Below are 19,885 nucleotides of genomic sequence, written 5' to 3' on the forward strand. Positions count from 1 at the left end.
ATATAATTACTTTGGCGGTCAATTCGATCGTCGGCATAGGCTCTCCTCTGTAAGTATTTGGTTTCTCTTATATGAGAGCCTATCGCTTTTTTCCCCCACTTGCAACTGCGAACTCTTGGACGCATCCGTCCTCCAATCGCGTGCTGTTCCGTCGGGCGGCGGTGTGGGAATATTATACCATGCGAAGGCGACAGGTACGGTCACTTTGTGAGTTAGTGGAACCCTCTCCAAATATATTCTTGTCGGTCTTCTCATCCCATGTTATAATCCCTCCCGCCGATTGCTCCTTAATTCGGGGAAGTCCTCCGCCTCTAGCCACCAACGATCCTGACGAGGAGCACCCCGATCCTAGATCTCCCTAAAATTAGGCCCAGGCAAACCATTTAAGATGGAGGTGAAGACAGCAGGATTAACCAGTAGCCTCAAACGAGGGCATACACTTCAGCGAATAGAGCTAACCCCAAACCAAACTGAGGAGGCAAGGTAAATGAGGAGGCTGACTTGGGTTCTTTGCTCTCTGCTCTTACTGGCCGGAATATTCCCCCCAACTAACGGAATCGCTACCAGCGCGGTGGCGCTGGCCGAGAGGCCACGGACGACTGCCGCAAACGTACAGGCGGCTCCTGATCCCCGTTATTTTGCCGAAACCGGATTCAGGATAAGTGATGATAAATTCTGGGACTACTTCAACAAGCGTGGCGGCATACGCACCTTCGGCTATCCAGTTTCCCGCAAGTTCACCCTGCTGGGATCGCCGGTGCAGTTTTTCCAGAGAAGGGTAATGCAGCTCCAGAGTGACGGTACAGTTGGACAACTCAACCTACTCGATCGTGAAGTAATGCCTTACAACGTGATCCAGGGAGCAGTACTTCCCTCTTTCGACCAAAATATTGCCAATCAGGCACCAGCGGTTGGTAGCCCTGGCTACGCTACAGCGGTCATCACCTTTGTTAAAAACAAGGCCCCGGATACCTGGAACAATATTCCTACGGCTTTTTACCGCACATTCGCCACCACCGTTTCCTTCAGCGATGCTTATCCTGATGGCAATGGTGACCCCAACTGGATGCCCGGCGTCAACCTGGAGATGTGGGGCGTGCCCACCAGCGCACCCACTTACGATCCCAACAACCGTAATTTCGCCTACCTGCGTTTTCAACGTGGGGTGATGCACTACGACCAGGCGACCGGTCTGACACAGGGTCTGTTGCTCGGTGATTATTTTAAATCCATTATAACCGGCAATAACTTACCCCCTGACCTCGACTCCCAAGCGAAGGGCAGCCGTTTCTACAAGCAGTACAACAATGCCGCCCCCAATGGCCTCAACCGGCCAGGCGAACTACCGAATACTAATATGAAAGATGCCTTTGAGGCAGATGGGCCGCTGACAAGTCCAAGCCCTGCCCCCGTTTCAGACTCTACCCCTAACCCTACGTCGACCCCCACCCCGGTCGCTTCGCCACCCAGCCTCACCGCTTTTGGCTACGGCATGCAGGCCCATCTGCCCTTCCAAGATCAGGCACGCATATTTGGGCTAATTCGCAATGCCGGTTTCGGTTGGGTGAAGCAGCAGATCCGCTGGTCCGATATGGAGAAAAGCGAGGGCAAGATTGACTGGGAAATCACAGATGCCATAGCCAATAATGCCCAGCACTATGGGATCAATGTGCTTTTCAGCATCGTCACCGCTCCAGCCTGGTCGCGCCGGGCAGGCGGCGTAGATGGCCCCCCCGACGATCTGAACAAATTAGGGAACTTCGTTGCCGCTCTCGCCCAACGTTATAAGGGTAAAGTGCAGGCGTACGAGATCTGGAACGAACAGAATTTCAGCCGCGAGTGGGGTGGTGGCCGCATCAACGCTGGTGATTATGTGGAGATGTTAAAGGTAGCCTACAACCGCATCAAAGCGGTGGACCCCAATGCCATCGTCGTCTCTGGCGCCCTCACCCCTACCGGCTGGAACGATCCCAATGTAGCGGTAGATGATCTCATCTACTTTGAGCAGATGTACACCTACAATAACGGTGAGATCAAGAAGTATTACGATGTTGTGGGGGCCCATCCGGGAGGCTATAACAACCCGCCGGATGACACACCAGATCACCGCACCGTTCCCTCGACCACTTTCAAGGGACATTGGAGCTTCTATTTTGATCGGATTAAGCAGCTGCGCGAGGTGATGGTAAAGTGGGGAGACACTGACAAGAAGATCTGGTGCACCGAGTTCGGCTGGAGCACCAATAACCTGGCCCCTGGTTATGAGTATGGGCGAGACAATAGTGATATGGATCAAGCGCGCTATATCGTGCGTGCCTTCGAGAAGGCCAAGCAGTGGGGCTGGGTAGGAGCAATGTTCATCTGGAACCTCAACTTCTCTACCGCCGTGCCTCCTACTGATGAGAAATACCCGTTCAGTATCATCAACTCGGATTGGAGCCCTCGTCCTGCCTATAGCGCAGTGAAAGATATGCCCAAGTAGAGTCCGCCAACTCGGGCGAGGGGGGCGTGTTAAAACACGCCCCCCTCGCCTCCTCCATCCACGTATGAAACCGTCCTCCCTAGTGAGTTGAAAATCGTGACAGCAATCAGGATCTCCTCCCCCGGATCACAAATAAGCCGAGGGCTCGCAGAGCTGCGAGCCTATACCCAAAAAGAGAGCGTTGAACAACAGGGGTTCCAAGGGGGCGTAGCCCCTTTGGCAAGGGTCTCTCGGATGTGCCCCACCAAGATTGTGTGTGTCGACGTGCGGTCAATGGTCAGATCCCTCTTTTCCCACCGGAGCGGGGGTAGTCCAGAAGGGGATCACCCCCTTCTGGGAGGGTTCTAGAGCTCCGCCCTAGCTTCACTCCCCCCTCTCCCGCTTTGCGGGAGAGGGGGCCAGGGGGTGAGGGCACCCCACAAAAAAGCCCGCAGGGCTACTTTGAGCCCCCTGCGGGGGTTTGGGGGGGATATGCAACACTCTCTCTAATTAGGATGAAAAGCGCAAGGGGCGCGTGGTCACCTCCGCCCCCTTGTCTATAGCCTTCTCTCCTTTGATACCCCTGACCAGCTCGAAGGCACGGGCAACCTGTTCATCGTTGCCCTCCAGCACGAGCACCACAGAGCCCTCAGAGCCAGCGATACCCCCAGAAGCTACATGGGTAGCTGTCACACCGCTCAAGATATGTAAAGATTGGATCTCGGTGATGACCGTGGCATTGACCAGGGGCATCAATCCAACCGGGCTGCCCAAGCTATACTTAAAACGGAATATACCACACTTCCTTGAGGCCTCAATCACTGATGGGACCATCTTCTCCAAGCCCACCGGTACGATCAGATGTGATCCGCGCGCCAGCAGTATACCCAGGACAGCCCCAATCGTTCCCCCCGTGTCATCAGCTGTCAGGACACCGGCATATCCCTGAGGATCAACGGCATTCCCTCCTTTGATGAATACGTCATTGCCGTCAAACTCCTTGACGATCTCCAGCAAGGATGTGTTGACCACTTGCCCCCGGCGGAAAATGCATGGGGAAGTGCGCCGCTCCCGCGGAGTCTCAGCCAACTGTCCAGCCGCGATGACACCGGCGGCGTAATCAAACTTGGAAAGGGGCTTCCCCAGCACCTCTTCGGCGATGAAGGCGTTGGTAGTCCCGGCCGCAATTGCCAGGCGACCATGCTCCCTTGCCCAGCGAACCTGCGGTAGGGTGACCACCGCTTTGGCGATCAGCCGTTTCGACTCGGCCGGAGTCAGCACGATGATTCCACGCACTTCCGGAGATATTTCGGGTGGTTTGTTTGCTATTGAACGGCTCATAAATCAATCCTCCATCAGTAAGTTTCACTGGAACCGGACTGGCTCTACGTCAGACAAACAGGTCGTCATCTTGCCTTCAGGACAGCGGCAGGTCCGGGCCCTTAAACAAGCTCGGTGCGAAGCACGCCCATGATCAGCTCATCGATATAACGGCCGTTATTATAGGTATGCTCACGCAAGCGACCTTCTTCTCTAAAGCCACATTTCTTATAACAAGCTATAGCTCTGGCATTAAAATCGGCTACCCGCAGGTATATCCGCTGTAGATTCATCTTCTCAAAGGCAAAGCGTACCATTGTTTTAATCACATCAGTGCCATAGCCTTTGTCCCAGTAATCTTTTTCACCGATCATTATACCCAACTCAGCATGGCGTGCCGGCCAATTGATATGGTGGAGACCCACGTTGCCGATTAAGAGCCCCTCTTTAGTTTCGATGGCAAAGACCTTATCCGTTTGGCTCCCTTGTACTCTTTGGAAGAACTCTTCGGCATCGGCCCTGGAGTAGGGATATATCCTCTCAGGATAATATTGCATGACCTCAGCATCGTTAAACCAGCGGCACCAGTGATCGAGGTCCTCCCGCTCCAGCGATCGCAGCTTGACCTTCTCACCCTGTATCACACCTTACGCTCCTTCCAACCACAACTCTCAGAAGTCCCCTAACTATGGTCAGGACAGCAAGCGACCAGGTTCGCCGTAGGGAGATTATACTGGTGCACGAACCCATACGCAAGACGATGGAAACTGCTATAATGCGGCGAGATATTCTGAGTCTGGGAGACAAACGGTGATCAAGGGTGAGTTGGTACACCTGCTTAGAAAGGCAGGGGAAAGGGCAAAGACAACAGGTGCCCTTCCTGACCTAGATATAAATGACATTCCTATCGAGTGCCCCTCAAATCCAGCGTATGGAGACTATGCCAGCAGCTTACCCTTGAAACTTGCTAGAGCGGCACGCCTGAATCCCCTGTCCATAGCGAAGATTCTGGCTGACCACCTGCCGCGAGCGGAACTCGTAGGGAAGCTAGAGGTGGCCCCACCGGGTTTTCTCAATTTCACGCTCAGTGACGCCTGGCTGGCCAAGCAGGTGGACGTCATCCTCGAGGCTGGCCCAGATTATGGCCGAATCGGCCTCGGCCGGGGGGCCAAGATACAGATAGAATTTGGCAGCGCCAATCCAACGGGACCACTCACCGCTGCCTTTGGGCGCGGTGGTACCCTGGGAGACGTCTTAGGAAATATCCTGACGAAAGCCGGCTACCGGGTCACCCGTGAATATTATGTAAATGATGCGGGCAGCCGAATGGACGCTTTCAATAACTCCATCTACGCTCGTTATCTCCAGCAGCTGGGACAGACAGCCCAAATGCCCACCGATGGCTATTACGGCCACTATATGATCGACCTGGCCAAGGAGATTGTCGCCGAGTATGGCCACTCTTTTCAGCCGCTACCTCCTGAGCAGGCTGCCGCCGAACTGGGTAAGATTGCTATGACAAAGATCTTAAACTCAGCACGCTCAGACCTGGCCGCCCTGGGCATCAACTATGACGTCTGGTTCAGCGAGCAAAGCCTTTTCGAGCGTAGCCTGGTTGACAAGACGCTGGAGATGCTCCGGGAGAGAGGCTACTTGGAGGAGCGAGAGGGCGCTATCTGGTTCGCCTCCACGGCCATGGGGGAGGACAAGGATAACGTCCTCGTCCGCAGCACAGGCATACCCACCTACTTCGCTACCGATATAGCCTATCATTATGACAAGTTTGTGGAGCGTGGGTTCGAGTGGGTCATCGACATCTGGGGCGCTGATCACCAGGGACACGTTCCCCGCATGAAAGCGGCCATCGCCGCCTTGGGTATCCCAGAGGAAAAGCTACGAATAATCATCCATCAGATGGTCACCCTCCGGCGCGGCGCTGAGATCGTCCGCATGTCCAAACGCAGTGGTGACCTCATCACTCTGGGCGAAGTACTCGATGAGGTGGGTGCAGATGCCTGCCGCTTTTTCTTCCTCTCCCGTTCAGCTGACAGCCAGATGGACTTCGACCTTGACCTGGCTAAGACCCAGTCGGCCGAAAACCCCGTATATTACGTTCAATATGCCCACGCCCGTATCGCTAGCATCTTGCGCTACGCCGGAGAGCGCGATCTGAGTGATGCCGATCTCCGCCTACTGCGGAAAGAGCCAGAATTACTCCTCATAAAAAAGATGCTTCTTCTGCCTGAGCTGGTCGAGACCATCGCCCAGCAGCTGGAACCACACCTGTTACCGTACTACGCCCAAGACCTGGCCACCGTCTTTCACGCCTTCTATAAGCAGTGCCGTGTCGTCTCTAAAGATCAAGCCCTCTCCAAGGCCCGCCTTAAGCTGGTAAGGGCAGCCAAAATAGTGCTGGCCAACACCTTAAACCTTATGGGAATACATGCGCCCGATCATATGTAGCGCAACGATCAACCCCGATTTGGGGTGAGATACTTGCGCTGAAACTTGCCCCACGTCGTAGCCAGATGGACAAGGGGGGTAGACGTCCTACCGCTTACTTTGCCCTCGCTTAAGGCCACCAGGAACTCCTGCGCCGTATCAAATGACGGCAGATCAACATAGGTGCGGCCGATTTCACAGGCCATATGCGCATCGCTTCCCCCGCCAGAGAGTAGATTATGTCTCTGAGCAAAGGAAAGGGCACGGCGATTATCCTCAGGCAGAGTAACCCTGGAGTTGAACACCTCTATGATATCAATCAAGGGCACCATCTTCAGAAGAATTGTTTCCTTCAACCGTGAGCGGCGTAGTCGATCAAATGGGTGCGGTATACAAATGAGGCCATCTTGTTCCCGGATACGAGCGATCGTTTCCTCCGGCGACAACCGCGGCGGAATCCCCTCCTTGAGAAATAAACCTGTTATTTCCCCCGCCGAGGTGTCTATCTCTTCGCCTACAATGACCTTGAAGGGGGCGATCTCCTGAAGATGCAAGGCGCCAGCGATTGTATTGTGATCCACCAGAGCGATACAGTCCAGTTCACGCTTCCGAACAACAGCGACAATCGTCGCCAGCGACATCTGGCCATCCCCAGAGAACTGGCTATGTACGTGCAGATCGGCCCTTAGCAACCGACTCTCCCCTTCCATCACCCAATCTCAAAATTACGTGGCTGACGTCCGGTAGCAGCCTCGGTGATGACCTCTACTATGCACCTGGGTGCCTCGCGAGCACGTTTAACAATGTGGCGGGCTCGCTCCAGCTGACGCATGCGCCCCAACGAGCCAGTTAACACGAACCCTCGCTCCTGCCATCGCCGCCGTAGCTCGCGCCCATCGTCGACCCGCTCAGCCCGACAGGCCTCCTTCAAACGCTGGTATACCACGCTCGTGCTAACATCAAGTTGGGCAGCAATGGTCTTGAGGGATAACCCTTCCTCTAATAAGGGCACGATATCATTGGCATCGACCGGTGCCACCCGATGCTGTGTCGCAGAGAGGTAGTCGCATTGATGGACAAGGGCTGCTTCGGGTGTCCAAGGGGATACCTTCCCCCACGTACCGTGGTGGGAGGCGATAATATGCCAGATATGATCGAGCTCCCCCAGTGTAAGAAGGATACCTGTCCGCAGCTGTATCTTTTCGAGCAAATCTATCGCCTCAGCCACAGCCTGCGTAGGCTCACTACTCATAATCTGGCTATGGGTGGTGGTTTTAGACCGCCGGGCAGCTACCTTACTCAGATCGTGCAGTAGGCTACCAACGATCACCACGGTAAGATCCATGGTGGGGAACTTCTCGCGCCACTCCGGGAAGGCCTCGAGACAAAGAAGAGCGACGTCGATCGTGTGCGCGAATACGGGCATACCCCGATCCTTGATTTCCCAAAGACTTTGCATCTGAGGGGAAGCAAATAGCTCTTCGACAAAATAGCTGAGTTCTTCGCTGGTCACACAGGGCTCCTCAGCAGGAATCCACGTATGGAAAAATTGTAACATATACTCTGGGATGCCACAAGGCGAGGAGCCCTGAGCGATATCGGCTCGACCAAAGGATTAGTCCCCTCTTCCTTGTTATGCCAGTCAGTTCCTCTTATAATGGGATAGCAGCGAGGCCCTACCTCCTCTATTGAGGAAAAAACGAGGTGCTACCCTAGGAGCATAAGGGATATGGGTTCAACGCAAGGCAAGAGGGACTGGGTATTCCCGTTCATCATCCTCCTGGGTTGTCTTGGACTGATCGTCGCTCTCTTCCTGCAAGAGTACAGCTTCCCGATCGCCTCCATCGATTTTAAAATTCTTCAACCAGCAGCCCGCCGCCTGGCCGAGCAGTTCCTTCAGGAGCGCGGCTTTGATCCCTCTGGCTATCACAGTGTAGTAAGCTTCGAAAGCAACCAGGCCGCACGCAGCTATATCGAACACCTCGCCGGTTCAGCCACCCTGAACCGCTTAGCCAAAGAGGTCTCTATCTGGTATTGGCGAGTCAGATTCTTCAAGCCTTTTCAGGCCGAGGAGTTCAACGTCTATCTCAATCCATCCTCTCGCCTCGTTGGATTCAGGCGCACCCTGTCCGAAGAACGCTCAGGTGCCAGCCTTACCACCACAGCTGCCCAACAGCTGGCCGAGCAATTCTTGCGTGAAGACCGCCATATTGACCTCACCAGCTACCACTTGATTGGCAGCAGCAGTGAGCAAAAGATAAACCGTGTTGATCAGCAATTCACCTGGGAACGCGATAGCCCCGTTTTGGGCGAGGCCACTTACCGACTCTACGTCACCATCCAGGGAGGCCAGGTTGGTGCCTTTGGCGAATATGTTAAGGTTCCTGAAACATGGTTACGCGGACAGACGGAGGAGTCTGACCGTGGACGACTCCTTGCTCTGGTCGGCTGGACGTCCTATTTCGGCTTGAGCTTGGCTATAGCCATCATGTTTCTATTCCAATTGCGTCAGGGCGAAATTCGTTGGGGCTTCGTCCTGCCTTTCACCATTGCCCTAGTCGTGCTCGCTGCGGCGGCTGGGCTCAATTCTCTACCACTGCTTCTTACCGATTATCCAACCACATCCAGTCTAGCAGGATACCTATTAGACCGGATGCGCACCCTGTTGATGGGGCTTATACCGCTGGGGGCGATCGTTGTGCTCGCTGGCGCGAGTGGAGCGGCGTTATACAACAAAATGTTCAGTGAACGTGTGCCGTTACACCTCCTAATAACGAAAAGGGGATTACATTCTCAGGAGTTCGTCAAGGCCATCGCCGTCGGCTACGCTATGGCTGGGGTTTGCCTGGGATATGTCTGTCTCTTCTACTGGCTAGGCATCCGCTACTTTGGTGTCTGGTCACCAATGGAACTTCCTTACTCGGATCTAATGAGCACCTTTCTACCCTTCCTCTACCCTCTTACTGTGGGCGCTGGGGCGGCTATAAGTGAGGAATTCGTCTTCCGCCTCTTCGCCATACCATTCTTTCTCGTCATCGCCTCTCGCTGGCTAGCCGACAAATCGTTCAAATTGACCCTCAAGGTTCCCAGATCGCTCATAGTAGCCTCAGCCCTCATTCCCCCAGCGCTTATCTGGGCCTCGCTACACAGCACTTATCCTCAACAGCCATTTTTTATTAGGGCTATCGAGCTATCCGTTGTGGGCGTCGTCTCTGGCTTGATTTTTCTGCGTTATGGCCTCCTGGCCACGCTCACCAGCCACTACGTGTATAACGCTAGCGTTGTCGGTGGGCTCTTTCTGCTTTCCGGCAACCGTTACCTGCAAGTCTCAGCCATCATAGTCATAGCTTTACCAGCTGTGTTTCTTATCCCTGCAGCCCTCGCCAAACTGCAAGGGAAATTCCTGCTGGCTAATAAAGAGTTACGGCCAGGAGAACAGGTAGCGGTGATACCGCTGCGAAGAACCGCCGTTCTTCGTGAGGTGCAACCACCCATTGCCCTTCCCAAGACACGACTCATGTTCCTGGCCACCTTGTCACTGGTGGCCCTTCTCTTTTTGCACCTGGTCGGCACACCACGCCTGGGTGATTCCCTAAATCTCAGGATCGGAGAGGGCCAGGCCAAATCTATAGCCGACGATTATCTGTCCAAAATAGGCGTTAGCCAGCAGGGATGGTCAGTTGTAACCACCTTTGTTGACTGGTCCCAGGACAATGATACCACCTACCTACTTAGACACCTGGGCACTGCTGCCACCAACGAGCTCCTGATTCAGGAACTCCATCCCTACCTTTGGCAAGTTCGCTACTTTAAACCCCTTGAAAAAGAGGAGCTCTACATATGGGTGGGGCCTGAAGGCACAGTGCGTGGCTTCAATCATGTTCTACCCGAGGCAGCCCCAGGGGCGCCAATTGACTTAGCCGAAGCAAAACGTATCGCCGAACACTTTCTGGACAAGCAAGGGGTGAACTTGAGCCTCTACAAGATCGTCAGCTCGACAAGTCAGAAACGACCAGCGCGAGTTGACCATTATTTCATCTGGGAGAGGCAAGATAAGTCCATCGCCGCGGGCCGTTTTCGCCTATTTATTCATATTCAGGGTGATCAAATTGGCGAGTATCGCTCCTTTTTCAAGACGCCAGAATCCTTTGACCGCTCACTGGCCGAGAACACGACCTTAGATGCCATCCTCGCCACCATTCGTAGCGCTGTCGCGCTAGCGATAGCCGTAGCCCTCCTCCTGCTCTTCGTTCTCAGATTCAAGTCCAGCGACCTCAAACTACAGCTGCCAATAAGCGCCGCTACCCTCGTTGTTCTCGCCACGATCATTGGCGATGTGAATCACCTTCCCAACTTGATGGCCAGCTATTGGAGCACCATCAGTGTCGACCATTTCCTCATCTGGCGGGCGGCCGATTACCTGAGAAATATTGGACTCCTCTTTGCGCGTACCGTCATCGTCGTCGGTGTGGCTGATTCCCTTTACAACGAGTTGTTTCCCAACAGGCCCAAACTACACCACCAATTCATGAGATTCTTTGCCTTTCCAGAACGGACCTTTTACGATGCCGGTTTGACCGCCATTTTACTCCTACCCCTAATTTTTATGGGTACACTCGCTTATCGGTTGGGCCAGGAGCACTTCCTTCTAGCCACTGCACGCGCCCAATCGACCGTTCCTGTAAACCTGATCAACGCCTCGCTGCCCTCTATCGACGCCATGACGGGTGCCGTCAGTACGATCCTTCTCGATGGCTTCACCATGCTGGCCGTCGTGCTACTTATCTGGAAGATGGCCCGTCGGCCGATGCTGGTGGGCCTGTTTATCTGGTTAGGAGCGGTGCTATTCACCAATCAGGAGGCGAGGGTTCCAGCCGATTATATCTTCTTAGCTATCGCTTGGCTCCTGGTTGTGCTCTCTGCAGCCGTGATCATCTCTTACTACGCAGACCACAGGGCGGCAATCTATCTATTTACGGCCTGGTCCATCCTCCTATTACGCGATAGCTTATTCCTCATCCGGCAATCGAATTCTTTCTTTGTCCTTAATGGTTGGCTCGTACTCATTTTGGCCTTCCTACCTCTCTTGCCCGTGATCAAGCATGTTCAAGCGAGACGGTCTTCTCTATAAGAGAAGCCCTATTCCCCCTGCATCGTGCCCAATGCTATAATCAGCAATGAGCAACCATCGCTCCCTAATAAAGATAATGTTCAGACGTTTCCATCTAAGACCAGAGTAAAAAATGATGAACCAAATCTATGTCTCACTTGACCTGGAAATGACCAGCCCACGAGCTGAGGAGCAGGAAATAATCGAGATCGCCGCCATAAAGTTTCGTGGTGATACCGTTATTGATACCTGGTCAACCCTGGTGAATCCGGGCCGCTCCATACCCTTTAATATCCAAATCCTCACTGGCATCAAGCAGGCCGATGTTGATCGGGCCCCAAAGTTGCCCCAGGTGGCTGGGCCATTGGTCAAGTTGGTCAAGGATCACCCTATTGTGGCCCACAGCGTATCCTCCGACCTCAATTGCCTTCAACGCAAGGGGATCACCCTGACTAACCCCCAAATCGATACGTTCGAATTGGCCAATATCCTTATTCCCCAGTTAACTAACCGTAGTCTAGCTGCCCTGGCCGAGCATTTTCACTTGGAACATACCCTACAACACCGCGCTGCGGCCGATGCGCTTGTTACGAAAGAGCTCTTCGTAGCCCTCACGAACTTGGCTCTCGAGTTAGATATCTCAGTGATACAAGAGATCAACCATCTTACGGCCAAGAGTAGTTGGCCGCTACGATGCTTCTTCCTGGAGATTGAGAAGGAGAAAAGTCGCCTGGCTTATAACGGTACCTCAATTCGCCAGAGACTGGCCGCAAAAGAGGAGGGCGACAACGCTATTCTGGAGTTGCTCCTCCTCGGTGAGAAATATGAAACCCTTACGCCTAGCGAACGAAAGAAACAGCTGGGGGAAAGCAAACTTGTTGAGATCTTCGAGCCAGATGGCTTACTGTCCAAAACGCTATCCAGCTACGAATATCGGCCGCAGCAGATTGAAATGACCAAATCCATCATAAAGGTCTTCAATGAAGGAGGACAGCTCATCGTGGAAGCCGGGACCGGCACGGGCAAATCGATGTCCTACCTGATGCCGGCCATCTATTTTGCTGTCGAGAACAGCGAACATATCGTCATCTCTACAAACACCATAAACCTTCAGGATCAGTTGTATACGAAGGATATTCCTCAGCTCAAACAGATCTTGCCCCTAAATTTTAAGACCGCTTTGCTGAAAGGACGTAGCAACTATCTGTGTCGGCGAAGGTTCGCCACGCTGCGGCATCATCCGGGACTTACTGAAGATGAAATAGCGACCCTGGTCAAGATTCTGGTCTGGCTACAATGGACCCTAACCGGAGACTTGGCTGAATTGAACCTCACCGATACCCAAAAACCAGTTTGGGCCAAGATTTGGTCTCCAGCTGAGCTGTGCCTCGGAACACGCTGCCCATACAATGCTAAAGGGACATGTTTTCTTTACCACGCTCGCCATCAAGCGGAAGCGGCACACCTCATTATCGTTAATCACGCTCTTTTGCTCTCTGATATGGTGGCCAACAGTCAGATACTTCCGGACTATCGCCACCTCATCATCGATGAGGCCCACCATTTCGAGGATGTGGCCACCGACCAGTTGGGATTCAACACTACAGAGCGGGATATTTACAGCTACCTGGACGATTTGAGTCAAGTTCTCACTCCCGAACGACGTGGCGGATTATTAGCTGAGATAAAGAGCTGTTTTCATAATAGCACCGTGCCGGCCACGGTACAGGGAGATGTAGAGGTACTGATTCAAGAAATCTACGGGTGCATCAACCGAGCCCGGGAATCAACCCAGCGCTTTTATTCGACCCTCAATAGCTTCCTGCGACAACACGCTCAGGAGAGTCGCGGCTATGATACCCGCTTACGCCTGACCAGAAACACCCGTAGCCAACCCAACTGGGGTGGAGTGGAGATCGCCTGGGACAATCTACATCTGCAATTAGCTGAAATCCAAGATAAGCTCGCTAAGATCGCCCTCACCCTCGAGCAAATGAAGGGACAGGCTATCGCCGAGTATGACGAATCGATCACAGAGATCTCAGCCTCACTCCTCCTCAACCAAACACTTCAAGCACAGATTAACGCCGTTGTTTCTAATCCTTCGGACAACCAAATCTACTGGATAACGGGCAGTGGCAGCAATGGGGAAATCACCCTCAACGCCGTGCCACTGCGCGTCGGTGAAATCCTGGCTAAGCAGCTCTTCGCTACAAAGGAGACGGTCATTCTTACCTCAGCCACACTCAGCATCGCTGGTCGTTTCGATTATATTAAGGAACGCTTGGGGTTACCTTACGCCGATGAGCTCCTCCTTGATTCACCCTTCGATTATGAACGCTCAACGCTGATTTACATCCCCGATGATATCCCAGAACCAGAGAAGCCGCACTACCAACATCATCTGCAACAAGCTATTATGGCCATTTGTCGAGCTACAGAGGGGCGTGCCCTTATACTCTTCACTTCGCGTGCTCAACTACAACAGACCCACCAATCTATTCGACAGCCTCTTGAGAGAGAGAATATCCTGGTTTTAGGACATGGACTTGATGGCTCATCACGACAGCTGCTCCAAACATTTAAGACTAATCCCAGGACAATTCTGCTCGGAACGAACAGTTTCTGGGAGGGGATTGATGTTGTTGGAGAGGCCTTGAGTGTTCTCATCATCACCCGACTGCCATTCGCCGTACCAACAGATCCCGTATTTGCCGCCCGCAGTGAAATGTATGAAGAGCCATTCAATCAGTATAGCGTTCCTCAAACAATTCTCCGTTTCAAACAAGGCTTTGGGCGGCTCATTCGCAGTCGGACAGACAGAGGGATATTCATTGTTCTCGATCGCCGCCTTCAGACAAGGCCATACGGACAGTTCTTCCTTCGCTCATTGCCTCACTGTACGCTCCGTTATGGCCCGATCAGCAACCTGCCGGCCGCCGCTGCCGACTGGCTGAGGAGGGTTGTTGACTAAATGAGATATGTCTTCGAAGGTGAGCTGACACCATCCGACAAAGAGATCAAGGATTATCACTACCTGCCCTTTGAGGTACCACCACATACCCACCGGATCAACGTCACCTACACCTATAGCGACCCCCTCGGCGCGGAGCCGAGTTCGAAGGGCGGTAATATACTCGATATTGGTATCTTTGATAGTCGAGGTATCGCTTTTCTAAGTGGAGGATTTAGGGGGTGGAGTGGTGTCTCCCATTCTCGCTTCTTCATCAGTGAACAGGAAGCTACCCCCGGCTATCTGCCCGGACAGCTGTTGCCTGGACAATGGCATATCATCCTTGGGCTTCATGAGATTGCTAGCTATGGTTGTCATTACATCGTTGAAGTAGAGTTGTAAGCACAAAAGATGCATCTGAAAGAGGGGCAGTGGTATAAGGGCGACCTGCATTGTCATAGCCAGCACAGCGATGGGGTCAACACGCCCGCTGAGTTGATCGCCCAAGCCATAAGCAGGGGACTTCATTTTCTCTCCATCACTGACCACAACACTGTTAGCCAGATTCTAAGCTTACCTGAGCAAGTCGATAGCCCGATTATACTGATTCCTGGACAAGAGGTAAGTACCTACTATGGCCACTGTAACGTCTGGGGGACAAGAGAGTGGATAGACTTCCGAGCGCGCTCAGATACAGAGATGAACGCAATTATCAAGCATGCCCATTCCTATAGCGCCCTTGTGTCTGTGTGCCACCCCAAACATCTTGGGCCTGATTGGGAGTACAAAGAGGTCAAGGGCTACGATTGTTTCGAGGTCTGGCAAGCCCCTTGGTTCCGCTGGAATCACGAGTCGCTGCACCGCTGGCAGAAAATCCTCAATGCAGGTGGACGGATAACGGCCGTTGGGGGTAGCGATCTTCATCGACTTCCCCCCACAACAGTCGCAGCACCTTATGACCTCGGCACACCGACAACCTGGGTCCAGTGCAGCGGGGAGGCATCGCTTGGGGCGATCCTAGAAGGAATCAAGCAGGGAAGTGTTTTCATTTCCGAGAATGCAGATGGACCCCAAGTATTCTTAACTGTGAGTCAAGAGGGGCACCCCGCTTCTACCGTCTCCCTTGGCAAGACCTTACACCTAGCCGGGAAGGCGAGGCTGCACATAAAGGCATACGTGCTTGATGGACAAGGCAAAACTATGCGACTCGTAGCCAATGGTCACACCATTGCCTTTATCCCCATCAGCGGACAGGATTTTATCCACGAACTGACCTGGGAGGTGGAGGAGAATACTAATCTACGTCTTGAGCTATTCCATCTTCGGGGGAGCGATATAAGGCACGAGATCAACATGAGCGCGCTGACCAATCCCGTGTATATCGAAGTGCAAACCGAACCCTGAAAGTTCAGCCCGCCGGCACGTGCCGGTGGGCTGAATTAACTATCGTATGCGACCGATCGTCTGCCTTATCCTAGACTCTAAGAAGCTGCCACCAAACTGGGCTTAGTCTCCGCTGCTGGTGCAGCAAATATCTCTTCCAGATCCGGACCCTCGAGCGTCTCTTCCTTAACCAGTTTCTCTGCTAGTCGGGTCAAGCGGTCCCTCTCCCTGGTCAGGATCTCTTTAGCCTCGTTGTAGGCCTGCTTGATGAGCGTTTGTATCTCCTCGTCGATAAGCTCAGCGACCCTTTCACTGTAGTTCTTCTGCTCACCGATCTCACGTCCCAGGAAGATCAACTCATCTTTATGCCCTAGCGTAACTGGGCCCAGCCTCTTGCTCATCCCATATTCGGTGACCATCTTACGGGCGATACCAGTTGCCCGTTCAATATCGTTCTCCGGACCCGTAGTCATCTCGCCAAAGACTAGCTCCTCAGCCACGTGTCCCGCCAGCAATACGGCTAGCGTAGCCTCAAATTGCGACTTCGTCCAGAAATAGCGATCCTCTTTCGGCAGCAGGCGTGTATAACCACCCACCACACCCCGGGCGATGATGGATACTTTATGCACCGGATCCGTATTTGGGAGCATCATGGCCACAAGGGCGTGCCCCGCTTCGTGATAGGCGGTGATCGTCTTCTCTTTCTCGCTGATAATCCTGCTCTTACGCTCCGGGCCGGCGATAACCCGATCAATAGCCTCTTCAAATTCGGCCATGCTGATTGAACACTTGTTGCGACGAGCAGCGAGAATAGCCGCCTCATTGACCAGGTTCATAAGGTCAGCGCCAGAGAATCCAGGTGTCTGCTTAGCCAGAACTTCCAGACTCACGTTTTTGTCCAGCGGTTTACCCTTAGCATGTACTTCGAGAATCCCTTTTCGCCCAGCCAGGTCCGGGCGATCCAGAACAACCTGACGATCAAAGCGACCCGGTCGCAACAAGGCCGGGTCTAAGATGTCCGGCCGGTTTGTGGCCGCAATAACGATCACATTGGTATTAGTATCGAAGCCATCCATCTCCACCAGAATCTGATTTAACGTTTGTTCACGTTCATCATGGCTACCGCCTAATCCAGCCCCACGTTGTCGGCCTACCGCATCGATCTCATCTACGAAGACAATGCAAGGCGCGTTCCGCTTAGCTTGATCAAATAGATCGCGCACCCGTGAGGCACCGACACCCACGAACATCTCCACAAACTCAGAGCCACTAATGTTGAAGAATGGTACACCCGCTTCGCCAGCCACCGCTCGTCCCAGCAACGTCTTGCCTGTGCCAGGAGGACCAACCAACAATACACCCTTCGGAATACGCGCCCCCAGAGCGGCGAACTTCTCCGGATATTTCAGGAACTCTACTACCTCTTGTAGCTCTTGTTTTGCCTCCTCCACACCCGCTACATCAAGAAAAGTAACCGTTGGTTTATTACCCATAAACATGCGCGCCCGACTTTTGCCAAAAGAAAGGGCCTGGTTATTCGTGCCCTGCGCCTGACGCATCATAAAGAGGAAAAAGCCTGCCAAAAGAATGAACGGAAGGAGCTGAGCCAACAACCCCAACCAATTTCCGAATTCAGCCGGCTTCTTAACCTCATATTGAATCTTCTGAAGCTGATCCTGGGGTACGCCAGCCTCCCGCAGCAATTCATATACGGTGACGTTAGATTCCTTACGTAAAGTGGCCTTGCTGCCATCAGTACGCTCAACCGTGACGTTATCGCCTTCAACGATGACCTTCTTGACCTGCCCACTGCGCACCTCTTGCACAAGGTCGCTGACCATCATCGTCTGAGCCTCTTTCCCCCCGTTCGGTGGGAAGGCCGAAAAGAAGAGCGCCATCAGGGCCACTAAAATCAGTAAATATACAAAACTATTTCTCAACCACTTGCTGTCCATAGACCGTCAAATTCCTCTAAACTTATCACCAATTATTTTTATTCTATATCCATTATAGCAGAACCATCTCTAAAATCAAACCTTGGCGGCGTACAGCTCCGCTTTCAGGATTCCTACAAACGGCAGATTACGGTAATTCTCGACAAAATCGAGACCGTAGCCGATCACAAAATGATCCGGAATCTCGAAGCCGACATAATCCAGCTGAACATCAGCCTTGCGGGCTTTCTGTTTGTTCAAGAGGGTACAGACACGCAAACTGGCCGGATTACGAGACCACAAATTCTCCCTGATATATCTGAGTGTTAGCCCTGTATCGACGATGTCCTCAACGATGAGAACGTCTTTATCCTCCAGGCTTGTATCAAGATCCTTTAAGATACGAACAACGCCACTCGATTCCGTGCTGGCTCCATAGCTTGAAATGGCCATGAAATCGATCTCCAGGGGCAAGTCGATCGCTCGAATCAAGTCAGCCATAAACATCACGGCCCCCTTTAAGATCCCCACTAACATCAGATTCTTTCCCTGATAATCATGCGTGATCTGCTTGCCCAGTTCCCGAATCTTCGCCTGTAGCTCTTCCGGGGAGATAAGTATTCGATCGACATCGTTTGCTATACTGGTCATAGCACCTCCTCATTCAGCCAGCGCTGGCTTAATTTCATCCTGTCGTTCAGCAAATCTTATACAGAGCACATTGCGTGTCTGTTCAGTAACCTTGACCCGCTCATCTATGCGAAGCCCCACCACCCAGAGGATTCCCTTAGGAGAAACAAGAATAGGAACTGCATCACGTTTATAGCGTGGAATCTTGGCATCGACGAAGAAATCCTGTAGCTTCTTCTCTTGCTGCATACCCAGCGGTTGAAAGCGATCTCCCACCTCCCTTCTCCGCACAGTTAGCGGATAGCCGACAGCATCGTAGTCAAGATCGGCATGCCAAGGATCATCACTGGCATCGCTGCATCTCTCCTTCGACAGCCGTGTACTCACCTGCCAATTGGTGCCGCCTATCCTCGTTTCTCCGGGAATAACGATCGGTTCCGTGTCCTGTGGCCACAGAGAGCACTCAGGGGGACTTAGACAAAGCAAGAAGGATTTATATAATTTTAACAGATTGAGGCCATGTGGCCAAGAGAGTTTGCTACCCGCCCGTCCCTCTGAAATGAGCTCCAGCGCTTTTTCGATATTAGCGGCGGATAGTTCGCAAAGATCACCTCGCAGTTGGGCTACAGCCCGCTTTAGCAGGTGGCGTCGCAGCGCCGACGATAACGTTAGCCAGGTGGATAAATCGAAATAGAGGCCCTCCGCTCCCTCACGAACCACGCTGTTCCAAACATCAGAGACCTTCTCCTGAATATAGGCGTAATCATCAGCCACCAGGCGAGCCATACGGATGATCCCTTCCCGCAGGCGAGGATTCAATGTCTCCAAATAGGGGATGACCTCGTGGCGGATACGGTTGCGCCGGAAGCTCAGATCTAGGTTAGAACTGTCCAGACACGGTTGAAGCCAATTCTTTTGACAGTAGTCCTCCACTTCAAACCTCGTCACTTCGAGCATTGGGCGCACAACACGCAATCCCAGCGTTTGTGTCCCATCCATTGTCTTTAACCGATAGGTATTGACTGGCAACATGCCGCGCAAGCCAGCCAGTCCGCTACCTCGCAACCAGTGCATCATAACCGTTTCTACCTGGTCATCAGCCGTATGCCCAATGGCTACACAACGAGCCCCCAAGTTCTTGACCAGCTCGGCAAAGAATGTGTAGCGGGCTATTCTGGCCGCCTCTTCGAGGGATGTTCGTCTTTGGCGACGCAGCGCCGGCACGTCTCTCTTCGCTATAGTCACCGGCCAACCCAGACTCTTCGCCAGAAGCTCAACATATTCAGCTTCATGAGCAGCCTGCTCACCGCGTAACATATGGTTCAAGTGGGCCACGTGCAAAGCAATATCATCCTGGCGGGAGATGGAGGTGAGGGCATGCAGCAGGACCACGGAATCTGGTCCACCGGACACGCCGACGACTACCAGATCACCACTTCGAAACATCTGGTACTTGGTGATGGCTGTTCGCATCTTCTCCACTAACATTCTATCGTAATCCCTGTCCCTTTTCTCAGCTCTTCTTGCTATTTAGCAACCTTCGCCGCTAGCCTTGCTCTAACCTCTCCCTGACATCAAACTGTGTGAAAACCCTTTCAGTATCCAAGTTATCCTGATATGATTCTACACAAAATGCATGGCTAAAAGAAGTT

The 19,885-nt window shown here is 52.9% G+C and carries 13 protein-coding genes; 6 read left to right on the plus strand and 7 right to left on the minus strand.

Annotated elements, in window-relative coordinates:
- Positions 1-487 precede the first annotated feature (487 nt).
- Complete coding sequence (locus M1136_11455) at positions 488-2,482, plus strand: endo-1,4-beta-xylanase (GenBank protein MCL5076239.1); 1,995 nt, start codon at positions 488-490, stop codon at positions 2,480-2,482.
- Positions 2,483-2,971: 489 nt separating this feature from the next.
- Here M1136_11455 and M1136_11460 read toward each other — a convergent pair whose 3' ends face one another.
- Both M1136_11460 and M1136_11465 read right to left on the minus strand, forming a co-directional pair.
- Positions 2,972-3,802, minus strand: a complete 831-nt coding sequence (locus tag M1136_11460; GenBank protein MCL5076240.1) for a hypothetical protein — start codon at positions 3,800-3,802, stop codon at positions 2,972-2,974.
- Between the two features lie 101 nt (positions 3,803-3,903).
- Complete coding sequence (locus tag M1136_11465; GenBank protein ID MCL5076241.1) at positions 3,904-4,425, minus strand: GNAT family N-acetyltransferase; 522 nt, start codon at positions 4,423-4,425, stop codon at positions 3,904-3,906.
- A gap of 166 nt (positions 4,426-4,591) precedes the next feature.
- Here M1136_11465 and argS point away from each other — a divergent pair, with 166 nt between their 5' ends.
- Complete coding sequence (gene argS / locus M1136_11470; protein MCL5076242.1) at positions 4,592-6,244, plus strand: arginine--tRNA ligase; 1,653 nt, start codon at positions 4,592-4,594, stop codon at positions 6,242-6,244.
- 8 nt (positions 6,245-6,252) lie between these two features.
- Here the strand turns inward: argS and M1136_11475 are convergent, their stop codons facing one another.
- On the minus strand, positions 6,253-6,933 hold the full coding sequence (locus M1136_11475) for a PHP domain-containing protein (GenBank protein ID MCL5076243.1): 681 nt from the start codon (positions 6,931-6,933) through the stop codon (positions 6,253-6,255).
- Positions 6,933-7,736 (minus strand): HD domain-containing protein, encoded by an 804-nt coding sequence (locus M1136_11480; protein ID MCL5076244.1) that lies wholly within the window; start codon positions 7,734-7,736, stop codon positions 6,933-6,935. The genes M1136_11475 and M1136_11480 overlap by 1 nt, the downstream gene beginning before the upstream one ends.
- Before the next feature lie 216 nt (positions 7,737-7,952).
- Between M1136_11480 and M1136_11485 the strand changes: the two genes are divergently transcribed.
- The 4 genes from M1136_11485 to M1136_11500 all read left to right on the plus strand — a co-directional run bounded on the left by M1136_11485 (position 7,953) and on the right by M1136_11500 (position 15,690).
- Positions 7,953-11,354 (plus strand): CPBP family intramembrane metalloprotease, encoded by a 3,402-nt coding sequence (locus M1136_11485; GenBank protein MCL5076245.1) that lies wholly within the window; start codon positions 7,953-7,955, stop codon positions 11,352-11,354.
- Between the two features lie 112 nt (positions 11,355-11,466).
- Positions 11,467-14,307, plus strand: a complete 2,841-nt coding sequence (locus M1136_11490) for an exonuclease domain-containing protein (protein ID MCL5076246.1) — start codon at positions 11,467-11,469, stop codon at positions 14,305-14,307.
- Positions 14,308-14,688, plus strand: coding sequence for a hypothetical protein (locus tag M1136_11495; protein ID MCL5076247.1), 381 nt, complete (start codon positions 14,308-14,310; stop codon positions 14,686-14,688).
- Between the two features lie 9 nt (positions 14,689-14,697).
- Positions 14,698-15,690 carry a CehA/McbA family metallohydrolase gene (locus M1136_11500; protein MCL5076248.1) on the plus strand — a complete coding sequence of 331 codons (993 nt, stop codon included), beginning with the start codon at positions 14,698-14,700 and terminating at the stop codon, positions 15,688-15,690.
- A 77-nt stretch (positions 15,691-15,767) separates the two neighbouring features.
- On the opposite strand, the gene ftsH is transcribed toward M1136_11500, so the two are convergent.
- The 3 genes from ftsH to tilS form a co-directional block, all read right to left on the minus strand.
- Complete coding sequence (gene ftsH, locus M1136_11505) at positions 15,768-17,624, minus strand: ATP-dependent zinc metalloprotease FtsH (protein ID MCL5076249.1); 1,857 nt, start codon at positions 17,622-17,624, stop codon at positions 15,768-15,770.
- A 75-nt stretch (positions 17,625-17,699) separates the two neighbouring features.
- The gene (gene hpt, locus M1136_11510) at positions 17,700-18,254 is read right to left on the minus strand and encodes a hypoxanthine phosphoribosyltransferase (protein MCL5076250.1); all 555 of its coding nucleotides are present in this window, start codon (positions 18,252-18,254) and stop codon (positions 17,700-17,702) included.
- Positions 18,255-18,263: 9 nt separating this feature from the next.
- On the minus strand, positions 18,264-19,721 hold the full coding sequence (gene tilS / locus M1136_11515) for a tRNA lysidine(34) synthetase TilS (protein MCL5076251.1): 1,458 nt from the start codon (positions 19,719-19,721) through the stop codon (positions 18,264-18,266).
- Positions 19,722-19,885: the final 164 nt, after the last annotated feature.

It is taken from the genome of Chloroflexota bacterium (assembly GCA_023475225.1).
In the GTDB taxonomy this organism is placed as follows: domain Bacteria; phylum Chloroflexota; class UBA6077; order FW602-bin22; family JAMCVK01; genus JAMCVK01.

Excerpts from the sequence above, each read along its gene's own strand:
- M1136_11485 (MCL5076245.1), top strand. The coding sequence starts at position 7,953 with ATGGGTTCAACGCAAGGCAAGAGGGACTGGGTATTCCCGTTCATCATC.
- M1136_11455 (MCL5076239.1), top strand. The coding sequence starts at position 488 with ATGAGGAGGCTGACTTGGGTTCTTTGCTCTCTGCTCTTACTGGCCGGA.
- M1136_11475 (MCL5076243.1), bottom strand. The coding sequence starts at position 6,933 with ATGGAAGGGGAGAGTCGGTTGCTAAGGGCCGATCTGCACGTACATAGC.
- M1136_11490 (MCL5076246.1), top strand. The coding sequence starts at position 11,467 with ATGATGAACCAAATCTATGTCTCACTTGACCTGGAAATGACCAGCCCA.
- M1136_11495 (MCL5076247.1), top strand. The coding sequence starts at position 14,308 with ATGAGATATGTCTTCGAAGGTGAGCTGACACCATCCGACAAAGAGATC.
- M1136_11460 (MCL5076240.1), bottom strand. The coding sequence starts at position 3,802 with ATGAGCCGTTCAATAGCAAACAAACCACCCGAAATATCTCCGGAAGTG.
- hpt (MCL5076250.1), bottom strand. The coding sequence starts at position 18,254 with ATGACCAGTATAGCAAACGATGTCGATCGAATACTTATCTCCCCGGAA.
- tilS (MCL5076251.1), bottom strand. The coding sequence starts at position 19,721 with ATGTTAGTGGAGAAGATGCGAACAGCCATCACCAAGTACCAGATGTTT.
- ftsH (MCL5076249.1), bottom strand. The coding sequence starts at position 17,624 with ATGGACAGCAAGTGGTTGAGAAATAGTTTTGTATATTTACTGATTTTA.
- M1136_11500 (MCL5076248.1), top strand. The coding sequence starts at position 14,698 with ATGCATCTGAAAGAGGGGCAGTGGTATAAGGGCGACCTGCATTGTCAT.